Source organism: Streptomyces sp. NPDC104381 (assembly GCF_055583745.1).
On record NZ_JBVJNK010000002.1, the window covers coordinates 794,236 to 807,407 of the forward strand.

General features: G+C 73.3%; 13 protein-coding genes. All 13 read right to left on the reverse strand.

Annotation, left to right across the window (positions count from 1 at the left end):
* Positions 1-49: 49 nt before the first annotated feature.
* Positions 50-2,623 carry a polynucleotide kinase-phosphatase gene (locus ACZ607_RS08510; RefSeq protein ID WP_469733078.1) on the reverse strand — a complete coding sequence of 858 codons (2,574 nt, stop codon included), beginning with the start codon at positions 2,621-2,623 and terminating at the stop codon, positions 50-52.
* Positions 2,620-4,095 carry a 3' terminal RNA ribose 2'-O-methyltransferase Hen1 gene (locus ACZ607_RS08515; protein ID WP_469733080.1) on the reverse strand — a complete coding sequence of 492 codons (1,476 nt, stop codon included), beginning with the start codon at positions 4,093-4,095 and terminating at the stop codon, positions 2,620-2,622. Before ACZ607_RS08515 ends, ACZ607_RS08510 begins: the two co-directional genes overlap by 4 nt.
* Positions 4,096-4,138: 43 nt before the next feature.
* On the reverse strand, positions 4,139-5,071 hold the full coding sequence (mmuM, locus tag ACZ607_RS08520) for a homocysteine S-methyltransferase (protein ID WP_469733082.1): 933 nt from the start codon (positions 5,069-5,071) through the stop codon (positions 4,139-4,141).
* A gap of 139 nt (positions 5,072-5,210) precedes the next feature.
* Positions 5,211-6,134 carry an LLM class F420-dependent oxidoreductase gene (locus ACZ607_RS08525; protein ID WP_469733086.1) on the reverse strand — a complete coding sequence of 308 codons (924 nt, stop codon included), beginning with the start codon at positions 6,132-6,134 and terminating at the stop codon, positions 5,211-5,213.
* A gap of 104 nt (positions 6,135-6,238) precedes the next feature.
* On the reverse strand, positions 6,239-6,763 hold the full coding sequence (locus ACZ607_RS08530; RefSeq protein ID WP_469733087.1) for a DUF6099 family protein: 525 nt from the start codon (positions 6,761-6,763) through the stop codon (positions 6,239-6,241).
* Positions 6,764-6,910: 147 nt separating this feature from the next.
* Positions 6,911-7,270, reverse strand: a complete 360-nt coding sequence (locus tag ACZ607_RS08535; RefSeq protein ID WP_469733089.1) for a nucleotide pyrophosphohydrolase — start codon at positions 7,268-7,270, stop codon at positions 6,911-6,913.
* Positions 7,267-8,496: an AAA family ATPase gene (locus tag ACZ607_RS08540; RefSeq protein ID WP_469733433.1), complete on the reverse strand. Its 1,230-nt coding sequence runs from the start codon at positions 8,494-8,496 to the stop codon at positions 7,267-7,269. Before ACZ607_RS08540 ends, ACZ607_RS08535 begins: the two co-directional genes overlap by 4 nt.
* 7 nt (positions 8,497-8,503) lie before the next feature.
* A complete protein-coding gene (locus tag ACZ607_RS08545; protein WP_031098144.1) occupies positions 8,504-8,911 on the reverse strand; it encodes a cell division protein SepF in 408 nt (135 codons plus the stop codon).
* A 75-nt stretch (positions 8,912-8,986) separates the two neighbouring features.
* Positions 8,987-10,294 carry a cytochrome P450 family protein gene (locus ACZ607_RS08550; RefSeq protein ID WP_469733091.1) on the reverse strand — a complete coding sequence of 436 codons (1,308 nt, stop codon included), beginning with the start codon at positions 10,292-10,294 and terminating at the stop codon, positions 8,987-8,989.
* Positions 10,291-10,905: a GTP-binding protein gene (locus ACZ607_RS08555; protein ID WP_469733093.1), complete on the reverse strand. Its 615-nt coding sequence runs from the start codon at positions 10,903-10,905 to the stop codon at positions 10,291-10,293. The genes ACZ607_RS08550 and ACZ607_RS08555 overlap by 4 nt, the downstream gene beginning before the upstream one ends.
* A complete protein-coding gene (locus ACZ607_RS08560) occupies positions 10,883-11,236 on the reverse strand; it encodes a DUF742 domain-containing protein (RefSeq protein WP_469733094.1) in 354 nt (117 codons plus the stop codon). The genes ACZ607_RS08555 and ACZ607_RS08560 overlap by 23 nt, the downstream gene beginning before the upstream one ends.
* The gene (locus ACZ607_RS08565; protein ID WP_099176618.1) at positions 11,233-11,655 is read right to left on the reverse strand and encodes a roadblock/LC7 domain-containing protein; all 423 of its coding nucleotides are present in this window, start codon (positions 11,653-11,655) and stop codon (positions 11,233-11,235) included. Before ACZ607_RS08565 ends, ACZ607_RS08560 begins: the two co-directional genes overlap by 4 nt.
* The gene (locus tag ACZ607_RS08570) at positions 11,652-13,121 is read right to left on the reverse strand and encodes an ATP-binding protein (RefSeq protein ID WP_469733096.1); all 1,470 of its coding nucleotides are present in this window, start codon (positions 13,119-13,121) and stop codon (positions 11,652-11,654) included. The genes ACZ607_RS08565 and ACZ607_RS08570 overlap by 4 nt, the downstream gene beginning before the upstream one ends.
* Positions 13,122-13,172: the final 51 nt, after the last annotated feature.

Genomic DNA, 13,172 nt, shown 5'->3' on the forward strand with positions numbered 1-13,172 from the left:
ACCCGATTCCGGTCGGACCGGCCCGGGGCCCCGGCAGCCGGCCGGCGTCCTACAGCCGCGGGTCGACGGGCTCCGACTCCAGGGCCAGCACCGCGAAGACGGCCTCGTGGATCCGCCAGAGCGGCTCCCCCTCGGCCAGCCGGTCGAGCGCCTCCAGACCGAGGGCGTACTCCCGCAGGGCCAGCGACCTCTTGTGGCCGAGGAAGCGGGAGCGCAGCCGCTCCAGATTCTCCGGCCGCGTGTACTCGGGGCCGTAGATGATCCGCAGGTACTCCCGGCCGCGCACCTTGATGCCCGGCTGGACGAGCCTGTCCTTGGCGTCCCGGACGAGGGCGCCGAGCGGCTTGACGACCATGCCCTCGCCGCCGCGGCCGGTCATCTCCAGCCACCAGTCGATGCCGGAGCGCACGGATGCCTCGTCACCCGTGTCGACGACGAGGCGCCGGGTGACCTGGAGCAGACCGGTCGGGTCGTGCTCGACGAGCCGGTCCAGCCACGCCAGCTGCTCGTCGTGCGGCACGGCGGCGAGCGAGCGGCCCTGCACCGCGAGGATCTGGAACGGCGCGAGCCGGACCCCGTCGAGCCCTTCGGTGCTCCAGCAGTAGCGGCGGTAGGCCTCTGTGAAGGCGGCGGCGTCGGCCGCCCGCTCCCGCTGGCGGCGGGCCAGGCCGTCGACGTCGACACCACGGGCTGCCGCCGCGGCCAGGGCCTCGCCGGCCACCGGCAGGGCGGCGCCCGCGGCCGCGCCCACCGCGGCGTACTGCGAGCGGAGCAGCCCCGCCGCCTTGAGGGACCAGGGCATCAGCTCGGCGTCGAGCACCACCCAGTCGGTGTTCCACTCCTCCCAGAGACCGGCGGCGGTGACGGCGGTGCGGAGCCGTCCGAGGACGACCTCGGTGAGTGCCGTGTCGTCCAGGAACGGGCGGCCGGTGCGGGTGTACAGGGCGCCGGTGGGGCCTCCTCCACCGCCGGGGGCGTCCGAGGTGTCGCCCGTGCCGAAGCGCTCGCGGGCGGTCTCGGCGTCGCGGCAGACCAGCGCCACGGCGCGCGAGCCCATGTGCTTCTCCTCGCACACGACCTTGGTGACGCCGTCCGCGCGGTACTGCGCGAACGCCTCGGCCGGGTGCTCCAGGAAGCCCTCCTCGTGGGAGGTCGCGGTCGGGGCCATGGTCGGCGGGAGGTAGGTCAGCAGCCTGGGGTCGACGGCGAAGCGGCTCATGACCTCGAGCGCCGCCGCCGCGTTCTCCTCGCGGACCGCGACCCGGCCCATGTGGCGGGTCTCCACGACGCGCCGGCCCTGCACGTCGGCCAGGTCGAGCGGCCGGCCCTCCCTGCCTCCGGGGGCCTCGGTCGTCAGCGGCTTCACCGGCTCGTACCAGACACGCTCGGCCGGTACGTCGACGATCTCCCGCTCCGGCCAGCGCAGGGCGGTCATCCTGCCGCCGAACACCGCCCCGGTGTCCAGGCAGAGGGTGTTGTTCACCCAGGACGCGGTGGGCACCGGGGTGTGGCCGTAGACCACGGCGGCGCTGCCCCGGTAGTCCTCGGCCCACGGGTAGCGCACGGGCAGACCGAACTCGTCGGTCTCGCCTGTCGTCTCCCCGTACAGCGCGTGCGAACGGACCCGTCCCGACGTGCGCCCGTGGTACTTCTCGGGCAGCCCGGCGTGGCAGACGACCAGCTTGCCGCCGTCCAGGACGTAGTGGCTGACCAGCCCGTCGATGAACCGCGCGACCTGCTCGCGGAACTCCGGGTGCTCCGCGTCCTCCCGCTCCAGCTGCTCGACGGTCTCGGCCAGCCCGTGGCTGTGCTGGACCTTGCGCCCCTTGAGGTAACGGCCGAGCTTGTTCTCGTGGTTGCCCGGCACGCACAGCGCGTCGCCCGACGCCACCATGGACATGACGCGGCGCAGCACGCCCGGGCTGTCGGGGCCCCGGTCGACGAGGTCGCCCACGAAGACGGCGGTGCGCCCCTCGGGGTGCGTGCCGTCCTTGTACCCCAGCTTGCCGAGCAGGGTGTCCAGCTCGGAGCTGCAACCGTGGATGTCGCCGATGATGTCGAAGGGGCCGGTGAGGTGCCTGAGGTCGTTGTAACGGCGCTCCAGGACGACCTCGGCGGTGTCGGCCTCCTCCTCGGTGTGCAGGATGTGCACCTTGCGGAAGCCCTCGCGCTCCAGGCCGCGCAGCGAGCGGCGCAGCTCCCGGCGGTGGCGCTGCACGACGTGCCGGGGCATGCCGGCACGGTCGGGTCGCTGGGCGTTGCGGGCCTGGCAGACCTCCTCGGGCAGGTCGAGCACGATGGCGATGGGCAGCACGTCGTGCTGCCGGGCCAGCTGGACGAGCTGCTTGCGGCTCTCCGGCTGCACGTTGGTCGCGTCGACGACGGTGAGCCGGCCCGCGGCGAGGCGCTTGCCCGCGATGTAGTGCAGGACGTCGAAGGCGTCGCGGCTGGCGCTCTGGTCGTTCTCGTCGTCGGCGACGAGGCCCCGGCAGAAGTCCGAGGAGACGATCTCGGTCGGCTTGAAGTGCTTACGGGCGAAGGTGGACTTGCCCGAACCGGTGGCGCCGACGAGGACGACGAGGGACAGGTCGGTCACCGGCAGCGTGCGAGAGGTACGGGTCATGCGGCCTTCGCCTCCTTCGTCGTCTCCTGGGCCGTGGTCATCGTGAACACGGCCATCTGCGTGGGAGGCCCCACCTCGGGGTCCTCCGGGCCCACGGGCACGAACTCCACCGTGTAGCCGTGGCGTCCGGCCACCTGTCCCGCCCAGTCCCGGAACTCCTCCCTGGTCCACTCGAAGCGGTGGTCGCCGTGGCGCACGTGTCCGGCGGGAAGCGTCTCCCAGCGGACGTTGTACTCGACGTTGGGCGTCGTCACCAGCACGGTCCGCGGCCGTGCCGAGCCGAACACCGCGTACTCCAGGGCGGGGAGCCTCGGCAGGTCGAGGTGCTCGACGACCTCGCTAAGCACGGCGGCGTCGTACCCCTTGAGCTGCTTGTCGGTGTAGGTGAGGGCGCCCTGGCGCAGGGTGACCCGCCCGGCCTGCCGCTCGCCCATCCGGTCCAGCTTCAGCCGGCGCGCGGCGACGGTCAGGGCGCGCATCGACACGTCGACCCCGACGATCTCCGTGAAGCGCACGTCCTTGAGCAGCGCCTGCACCAACTGGCCCTGGCCGCAGCCCAGGTCGAGCACCCGGGCGGCCCCGGCGGCGTGCAGCGCCTCCAGGATCGCCTCGCGGCGCCGCTCGGCGAGCGGCACCGGCTTCTCCTCCGTGTCGGTGGTCTCGTCGACCGCGTTGTCGACGCTCTCCACCTCCAGGTCGTCCGACTCCGCAAGCCGCACCAGCTCCAGGCGCTCCATGGCCTGCCGGGTGAGCCCCCAGCGCCGGGAGAGGTAGCGGCTGGTGATCAGCTTCTGCTCGGGGTGGCCGGCGAGCCACCCCTCCCCGGCCCGGAGCAGCTTGTCCACCTCGTCGGGGGCGACCCAGTAGTGCTTGGCGTCGTCGAGCACCGGGAGCAGCACGTACAGCTGGCGCAGCGCGTCGGCGAGCCGCAACTCCCCCTCCAGCACCAGCCGTACGTAGCGCGAGTCGCCCCACTCCGGGAACTGCTCGTCCAGCGGTACGGCCACGGCGTCCACCTGTGTCCAGCCGAGCGGCGCGAACAGCTTGTGCACCAGCTCGGCGCCCCCGCGTGCGGGGAGCGCGGGCACCTCGATCCGCAACGGCAGTGGTTCCGCGGCCCGTTCGGGCATCGCCCGGCACACGCCGTTCAACGCGGACTTGAACACCGTCGTCATCGCGACCGAGAGCAGCGACGACGCCGCGTACGGCCGGTCGTTGACGTACTGCGCGAGTGCCGCGTCGGGTGCTCCGCCCCGCCCCTTGCCCTTGCCGCGCCGCACCAGCGCCACCGGATCCACCTCGAGCAGCAGGGCGGCCGTACAGCGCTCGACGGACGCCTCGGGGTAGAAGACCTGCGCGGTCCCGTGCGAGGTGGAGAACGTCTGCGCCTTGTCGGGATGCTTGTGCAGCAGATAACCGAGATCGGTGGCGGGACGCTCAGGGGTGCCGGTCGTACTGATAGTCAGGAACACGTGTCCGAGTATGGTCCGGCGACCTGTCTCCCACCAGGCAATTTCACACCTCCGACGACGCCAGTAGGTCCGCCAGCGCCGCGATGTCGGACGGCCCGACGCGGCAGCACCCGCCGACCAGCCGCGCGCCCGCGCGCTGCCAGTCCCGGACCCTGCCCGGTTCGAACGTGCCCCTCCCGGTCCAGCCCCGGCCGCCGGCGTCCCACTCCTCCCCGCTGTTCGGATAGACGACCACCGGCTTGCCGGTGGCGGCCGCCCTCTCCACCGCACGGCCGGCGTCGGCGGGATCGCAGCAGTTGACCCCGACGGCCACCACCTGGTCCACGCCGGAGACCAGCGCGAACGCCTCCTCCAGCGGCTGCCCGGCCCTGGTCCGGTCCCCCGCCACGCTGTACGAGAGCCAGACCGGCACCCCGAGCCCCTCGACCGCCCGCAGCAGGGCCTCGGCCTCGTCGACGTCGGGCACCGTCTCCAGGGCCAGCACATCGGGGCCCGCGCCGGCCAGCGCCTCCGCCCGGGGCCGGTGGAAGCGCTCCAGCTCCCGGACGGTGAGCCCGTAACGGCCGCGGTACTCGCTGCCGTCCGCGAGCATCGCCCCGTACGGCCCGACGGAGGCGGCGACCCAGAGCTCCCGCCCCGTCACCGCACCCGCCCGGCGCGCCGACTCCACACTGGCGGCCATCAGCTGCGCCGCCCCGGTCCGCCCGATCCCACGCCGCGCGAACCCTTCGAACGTCGCCTGATAGCTGGCGGTGATGAGCACCTGCGCACCGGCCCGGGCGTAGGCCGCGTGGGCGGCCTCGATCTGCTGCGGCGCGTCGCTCAGCAGCCGCGCCGACCACAGCGCGTCGGAGAGATCGCAGCCCTGCGCCTCCAACTGGTTGGAGAGGCCGCCGTCCAGCAGCACCGTCCCCTCGGCGAGCGCGTCGCCGAGCGTGCGGCGGGGTGTGGTGTCCGGTGTCCGGACGGAGTGCACGACTGCTCCTCACTGTCGGCCGGTTCCTGTCGGTCCCGGATCCTGTCGGCCGGATCCTCTCGGTCCGGTTCCTGTCGGTCCGGCGGCGGTGCGGGTCCCGTCCCCGGCGGGCCGGGACCCTCCCGTCAGCCGCCGGCTCTCAGCCCAGCTGCGACTGGACCTGCGACGAGATCAGCTCCAGGTGGTCCAGGTCGTGCAGATCCAGAACCTGGAGGTAGATCCGCGAGGAGCCGATGGCGGCGTACCGGCCGATCTTCTCGACCACCTCGTCGGGCGAGCCCGCCAGCCCGTTCGCCTTGAGCTCCTCGACATCCCTTCCGATGACCGCCGCGCGCCGGGCCACCTCCGCGTCGTCCTTCCCGACGCAGACCACCAGGGCGTTGGAGTACACCAGGTCGTCGGGGGCCCGCCCCGCCGCCACGGCCGCCTCCCTGACCCGGCCGAACTGCTTCTCGGTGTCCTCCATGGACGCGAAGGGGATGTTGAACTCGTCCGCGTACCGCGCGGCCAGTCGCGGTGTACGGACCGCGCCGTGGCCGCCGACCAGGACCGGCACCTTCGCCTGGGCGGGCTTCGGGAGCGCCGGGGAGTCGGTGAGCTGGTAGTACGTGCCGTCGTAGCTGAACGTCTTGCCGGTCTCGGTCTCCCACAGGCCGGTGATGATCGCCAGCTGCTCCTCCAGCCGGCCGAACTTCTCCTTGGGGAACGGGATTCCGTACGCCTTGTGCTCCTCCTCGAACCAGCCGGCGCCCAGGCCCAGTTCGACCCGGCCCCCGGACATCTGGTCGACCTGGGCGACCTGAATGGCCAGCACGCCGGGAAGGCGGAAGGTGCCCGCGGTCATCAGGGTGCCGAGGCGGATCCGCTTGGTCTCGCGGGCCAGTCCGGCCAGGGTGATCCAGGCGTCGGTCGGGCCGGGCAGACCGTCCCCTGAGCCCATGCGCAGATAGTGGTCCGACCGGTAGAAGGCGTCGAAGCCGAGGTCCTCGGTCGCCTTGGCGACGGTGAGCAGGGTGTCGTAGCTCGCCCCTTGCTGGGGCTCGGTGAAGATTCGAAGATCCATGCCTCCATCCTGCACCTTCGAAACGGCTGCGCCCCCTCACTTCCGCCTTCCCCCGTGCCGAACGCCCCGGGCATCGCAGGAAGCGCGCTCCCCGGCGTCCCGGCTCACTGCTGGCCGGCGACGAAGCCGGCCGGCCCGTGGACCACCCCGAAAGGTCCGTCACGCTCCCGGGCCGGCTCCGGCGCGTGCTCCTGCTCGGCGAGCCGCCTCAGCATGCCGTGGACCCGGTCCACCGACTCGTCGACGGCGTCTATCGCCTCGATGCACTGCCAGTAGAGCCCCTCCTCCTCCGTGCCGCAGGCCACCCCCACCAGCGCGATGCCCGCTTCGCCGAGGAGCAGCGCGAGGGCGGCCAGCGCCCTCGGCACATGGTCCACCTCGGAGAGCTGCGACGCCCGCACCGCTCCCGCCGGGACCAACGGATGGTCGAGCACCGCGCTGCCCAGGGCGCAGGTCTCGCTGAGCCCGCGCGCCTCCGTGCGTAACTCCGCGGGCCCGGACCTCGCCAGCTGTCCGCCGACCGCCCGGGCGAGGGCCTGCGCCTGCCATGCCTCCGCCATGACCGCCGGCACCCCCCGGCTTCCCGCCAGAGCGCTCCGGCCCGCCGCGATCAATCGCTCCGCCTCCATGCCACTCCCCCGTCGCCGAGACCGTCCGAGACCACCCGTACAGAAGAACCCGCTCACCTCTTCATTACCCACAGTGAGGGTCATGGCACACGAAAGCCAGAGGAAATCGGAAATCTGTGGACAGGAAGTCGATTGTGGATAAGTCGATCACTCCGAAGAGTGACGCTCGGTCACCTCCGCGCCACCCGGCACCGGAAAGCGGGCCTCGTTACGGTCGATCTTGGCGGCCAGGGCCGCCAGGGCGTCGATGCCCAGCACCTCGCAGAACTGCAGCAGATAGGCCAGGACATCGGCGACCTCGTCCCGCACACGGAACGCCGTACCGGGGTCCTCCATCACCTGCGCCGCCTGCTCGGGCGTCAGCCACTGGAAGATCTCCAGGAGTTCGGAGGCCTCCACGCTCAGCGCGGCGCTGAGGTTCTTGGGGGTGTGGTACGGCCCCCAGGCCCGGGACGCCGCGAAGTCGGCCAGTCGCCGCTGCAGTTGTGCTACATCCAGTTCCGTCACCGCCCCAGGTCTACCACGGTCGTCCCGGCCGTCTCCCGGGCCGCTGCCGCGGCCGTCTCACCGACCGTCCCGAGCAGGCGCATGTGCCCGTCCGCGCAGATCGACGCGGCCAGGGCCAGCAGTTCCGCGGTCTGCCGCGCGTCCAGGCACCGGTCCAAGCCGTCGGCCAGCACGGTGAGGGCCTGCATCGCCGACGGCACCTCCGCCGCCGGGTCCACCGCCAGGACGTGGGTGCCCGTCAGCAGCACGAGCGCGAAGGCGAGGTAACGCAGTTCACCGTCGCCGAGGCGGTCGAGCGGGGTGCTGCGCCCCGGCCCCCGCACGGCCAGGGCCCGCACGGTCCCGTCCTCCCGCCGCGCGGCGGTCAGCCCCGTCACCCGGCCCGCGCAGCCGGCGTCCGCACACGCGACCAGCCGGGCGTGCCGCTGCGCGCACTGGCCCTGGGTGCGGTGCAGTACGTCGGCGAGGTTGTCGCAGCAGGAGGTCAGCCGCCCCTCCCCGGCCGGCACCGGCGCCCGCATCAGCCGGGGCAGGGGATCGCAGACGAAGGCCGAGCGCAGGGCCACCACCACCTGTTCCGCGGCGGCCAGCACCCTCAGCTGCCCGTCCGTCGTCCCCGCGACCCGCAGCGGGAGCAGCGCCGTGCCGAGCCGGTCGTCCGGGAAGGGGGCGCGGGTCACGGGGACCGTCCCCGCCGTGTACCAGGCCGCCTGGACGAAGGAGCGCCCCGGGTCCCGCAGCGCCGTGCTCAGCAGGACCTCCCCGCCGTCCGTCAGCCGCTCGCCGACGACGCGGAGCGTGGGCTCGGCCTGCACGGCGAGGTCCAGCCTCACCGGGCCGGCCGGCCCCTCCACCGTGCAGCCGAGTCTGAAGCCGCGCCTCCCCTGCCCGTCGGCGCCGACCGCTTCGGGCACCCAGGCCGCCGGGTCGGGGAAGACGTCCTCCAGCGGGTCCCCGGCGGCCAGCCGGGCGAGTGCCTCGTAACCGCGTAAGGCAGTCGACTTCCCGCTGCCGCTGTCCCCGGCGAGCAGGGTGAACGGCCCGAGCGGGATGACGGTGCGGCGGTGCGAGGCGAAGGCGTCGAGCCGGAGTTCGCTGACGAAAGGGCGGGCGGGACGGGCGGGACGGCCTGCGCCGGACGGCGCGGAGGCCGTCGTCCCCGTGGAGATCACAGTCATGAGCGGACCGTACGCACGCCCGTGAGCGGCGAACCGTTCCGCCCGCACCACCTTCCTACGATTGAGGTACGCCCGCCGCGGTGACCCCCTCGACCTCCATGCCGACCGGAGCGAGCAGGAAGACGTTGCGGTCCACCCGGTGCATGCCGCTGCCGAGCCCGAACACCACACCGCTGCTGAAGTCCAGGATGCGCTTGGCCACGTCGTTCTCGGCGCCGGTCAGGTCCAGCAGGACCGGGATCTGGGCCACCAGGTACTCCGCCACCTCGCGCGCGTCCGCGAACACCTGGACCCGGAGGACGACCAGACGCCGCTGCTCGGCCGACTCCTGCTGGTCCGGGACCGTCCGGTGGTCGACCCGGGAGGGCCATTCGTTACGGCCCCTCAGGGGTACGACCTGGGCGAGCCCTTCCCACTGTTCGTCGGTGGCGTCGTACCTGTCGTACCTGTCGTACCTGCTCACAGAACCACCCCGTCCGTATGCCGGTTGGCTGTGCGCCGGCTGCGCTCGCTGTTCATCGGGCAATTCTCTCGTCCCTCACCCGTTCGGCGTACCACCGACACGGTCGGGAAGAGGATCGGCGGAGTCCGGGGCGCCCGCACCGCCGGATTCGGGGAGCGTGTCGAGCGGGGTGAAACGGACCGGGAGGTGGGCCGGGGCACGGTGGAAGGGGCCCGGCCGCCAGACGAGCGCGCCGGGGTCGACGGCCAGTTCCAGGTCGCAGAGCTGGCTGGTGAGCTGTTCGATCGCGGTCATCGCCATGAGCAGGGCGGGCTGTTTGGCGGGGCAGCGGTGCGGCCCCGCCGACCAGGCCAGGTGGGCACCGTCGCCGGAGCGCCCGGCGGGGTCCGAACCGGTGGGCGGAGACTGGGTGTTGGCGGCGGCGAAGGAGACCAGCACCAACTGCCCGGCGCGCAGCGGCACCCCGTGGAACTCGGTGTCGTGGCGCGGGAAGTGCGCGCCCATGTTGGCGAGCGGCGGATCGCGCCAGAGCACGTCGTCGACCGCCTCGCGCGCGGTCATCGCCCCGCCGTGCAGGGAGCCGCCGTACCCGGTGTCGCTGAGCATCCGCAGCAGCGCGTTGCCGATCAGATTGGTCGTGGGTTCGTGGCCCGAACTCATGATGAGCGTGATCTGCCGCACGGCCTCGTCGTCGTCGAGACCGGCCGGGTGCTCCAGCAGGTACGTGGTGAGATCGCGTCCCGGGCGGCGCCGGCGTGCGGCGACGAGAGCGGTGACGACCCCGACGAGATCGTCGTACGCCGCCGTCGCCCCCTCGGCGGAGTCCATCATTCCGGCGGTGCCGCGGAGCACCCGCTCGGTGTCCCGGGGGTCCACGCCGAAGGAGGCGGTGAAGACGTGCAGGGGGAGCCTGCGGGCGTACTGGGCGATGAGGTCACCGGTGCCGGTGGCCGAGAACGCGGCGATGAGCCGCTGCGCGACCTTGGCGACCTCCGCGCGCAGCAGGTGGGGTTCGATCAGGGCGAGGGTGTCGTTGATGGCCCCGCGGTAGCGGGCGTGCACGGCTCCGTCGCTGAAGAGCGCGGTGGGGCGGTGGCCGAGCACGGGCAGGACCGGCGAGTCGGCCGGTACGCCCGCCTGCCAGGCACGCGGGTCCTTGGTGAAGGTCTCGGTGTCCCGCAGCAGGTCGACGGCCGCGTGGTAGTCGGTGACCAGCAGCGCGTCGACGTCGGGCGCGATGCGCACCCTGGCCAGCGGCCCCTGGTCGCGCAGCCTGCGGTAGTGGCCGTGCGGGTCGGCGGCGAAGCCCGCCCCGTACAGCGCCAGGGGTTCGAGGAGCGAGGGCCCGAGGCCGGGTGAAGTGCCGGTCGCTGGAGGGGTCATGAGGATTCCTGGGGCGCGGGCAGGCAGGTCAGGGCGTGCTCGGCGAGGGCGATCAGGGCGTCGATGCTGCCCCGGCGCTCGCGGGCGTCGCACTGCACCAGCGGGGTGCGGGGGTCGAGGTCGAGGTGTTTGCGCAGGACCTCGTCCGCGTGGGCCGGGGCGTCGGGGAAGCGGTTCACGGCGACGGCGTACGGGAGCCCCTGTTCCTCCACCATGTCCATGACGGCGAAGGAGTCCTCCAGCCGGCGGGTGTCGACCATGACGAGGGCGCCGAGCGCACCGCGTGCGATGTCCTCCCACAGGGGGAAGAAGCGCTCCTGGCCCGGGGTGCCGAACATGTAGAGCACCAGGTCGTCCTGGACCGTGAGCCGGCCGAAGTCGACGGCGACCGTGGTCGTGGTCTTCTCCGGAAGCCCGGCGGTGTCGTCGAGTCCCGTGCTGGACTGCGTCATCGCCTCTTCCGTGTGCAGGGTCGGGATCTCCGACAGCGTACGGATCAGGGTCGTCTTGCCCACGCCGAAGGGACCCGTGACGACGAGCTTCATCAGGGTCTCGGCGGCGCTCGGCAAGTAGCCGATGCCGCCCCGGTCAGTGGAGGGAACGGAGTCCAACGAGCAGCCTCTCGACGAGCGACCGGTCGATCTCACCGGCGCTGGGGATCGGTGGTCGAGCGTGCAGATGTCCCGCGGCCACGAGGTCCGTGGCCAGGAAGACCGTGGCGCTGACCGGCAGTTCCAGATGGGCGGCGCACTCGACGACGGTGAGCGCTCCCGGTTCCAGGAGCTCGCACAGCCTGCGCTGCTCCGAACCGGTCTCCGGCGGCAGGGCCGAGTCCGTACGGAGGAGCACGGCGAGCCGGTCGAGCGCGGGACCGGTGGGTGCGGAGCGGCCACCGGTGACCAGATAGGCGGGAATCAGGCGGCGGCCCGGGCCGGGGGTCATGGCCGGGTGGCAGTGTCCGGTTGGCGGGTGGGGGCGTGCATGGCCCTGGTCAGCGCGGTGACCTGCACCTGCATCTGGTACGCGATGTTCCCCAGATGGGCGTCGGGGGCCGCGAACAGGGCCAGAGTGGTGTTCCTCCCGGCCGGTACGACGACGGCGAAGCCCAGGTCGGACTCCACGACCGTCTGGGCCAGGCGCGGCGACTCCGCCTCGGTGAACGCGGTGGTGAAGGCGCGGGCGGCGGCGTGCAGGGTGGCCGTCATCGCGGCGACGCGCTCGGCGGACGCACGGTCCAGGCCGGGCGAGGCGCCCTCGACGAGACCGTCGCCGGTGGCGACCACGGCGTGCTGGACGCCGGGGAGCTCCAGCAGGGGGGTCAGCACCCAGGCGAGATCACCGGCGGTGGGGGTGGTGCTCACGTCTCGTCGTCTCCTTGGTCGTCCGATGGGGATGCCGGGGGTGCCGGCGGCGGGGTCGCGGGTGCCTTGCGGCCGCTGAGGGTGCCCTGCTGGAGCGCGGCCCAGGCGGCTCCGGCCCGCTCCGGGGTGCGGAGTTCGGGCTCCTCGGCCGGCTGCCGGTGGTCGGCCGGCGCCTCCGGGGAGGCCGCGCGGCGGGACCGGCGCCGCCGGGTGGGCAGCCCGGCCGGCCGTTCCGCGCTGCCGGACGCCTCGGTGCGCGCGGCGGGTGCGGGGGCCTCCGCGGGCGTGGGGGCGACGGCCTCCGGCTCGGGTGCGGCGGCCTCCGCGGGCGTGGGGGCGACGGTCACCGGCTCGGGTGCGGCGGCCTCCGCGGCGGTCCCGGGGTCCGTGTCGGACGGCTCGCCGGGCGTCGCCCGTACCGGCTTCGGCGCGAGCACCGACAGGGTGCGGTCGTCGTCCATCACGGTCAGCAGATGAGCCGGGATGCGCAGCATCGCGCGCATCCCCCCGTACGGCGAGGACTCCAGGTGGCAGCTGAAGCCGTACCGCGCGATGAGCCGTCCGACCACGGCGAAGCCGATCTGCGGCGGGTCGCCCAGCTCGGTCAGCAGCACCTCGGAAGGGCCCGCCAGAAGCGCGCGGGCCCGTGCCAGCGCGTCGTCGTCCATACCGATCCCGGCGTCGTCGACGAGGATCAGGGCGCCGCGCCCGGCGGTCTGCTGGACCGTCACCGGCACCTCGGTGTCCGGGTGCGAGTACGCCGTCGCGTTGGCCAGCAGCTCGGCGAGCGCGATCGCGAGAGGTTCGGCGGCGCGGGCGACCAGCGCGAGCCGCTCCTGGCGCAGATGGTTGGCGACCTTGATCCGCTCGTAGCCGGGGACGCGGGACTGGGCGCCGAGCACGACCTCGACGAGCGAGGAGTTCTGCCGGGCGAGGCCGGGCCAGGCGTCGCAGAGCACGGCCGTGGCCTGGGTGCGGCGGAGGGCCAGTTCGTTGCGGAAGTCGAGCTGCAGGATCCGGGGGTCGTCGTACTCGTGCTGGAGTTCGTGCAGCAGGTGCTGGGACTGGTTGAGCAGCGACTGGATCTTGGCGGAGGTACCGCGCATGGCCGACCGGGCCGCCGCGTCGACGCGCCCGCGCTCCTCCAGGACCGCCGTGCGCGCGGCCTGGACGGCCTCGGTCAGCAGCCGTGCGGCGTCGCCCTCGATGCCGGAGGCCTCCCGGAGCCCGGGGACGGGGGCGGACCGGTGGGAGAGGGCGGTGGCCGCGGCGGGTATCCGCTTGCGGGCCAGCTGGCGGATCTCCTCCGTGAGGGCGAGGGTGCGGGCCTCGGCCGCCTTGGCCTGACGCTCGGTCAGCTCGACGCGGGCGGAGGCGCCGTAGGCTTCGCGGCGGGCCTGGTACATGCGCGTGGCCGACCATATCGCCACGGCCACGGCGATCAGTGCCACGATCCATGCGACCACGGCGTCACCGCGTCCCTGGGGTCGGGGACGGCCTGCGGCCCGCGCGGCACC

Bases quoted from the DNA above. Each gene is read 5' to 3' on its own strand.
- ACZ607_RS08510 (WP_469733078.1), bottom strand. From the start codon at position 2,623: ATGACCCGTACCTCTCGCACGCTGCCGGTGACCGACCTGTCCCTCGTC.
- ACZ607_RS08525 (WP_469733086.1), bottom strand. From the start codon at position 6,134: ATGGATCTTCGAATCTTCACCGAGCCCCAGCAAGGGGCGAGCTACGAC.
- ACZ607_RS08530 (WP_469733087.1), bottom strand. From the start codon at position 6,763: ATGGAGGCGGAGCGATTGATCGCGGCGGGCCGGAGCGCTCTGGCGGGA.
- ACZ607_RS08550 (WP_469733091.1), bottom strand. From the start codon at position 10,294: ATGACCCCTCCAGCGACCGGCACTTCACCCGGCCTCGGGCCCTCGCTC.
- ACZ607_RS08560 (WP_469733094.1), bottom strand. From the start codon at position 11,236: ATGACCCCCGGCCCGGGCCGCCGCCTGATTCCCGCCTATCTGGTCACC.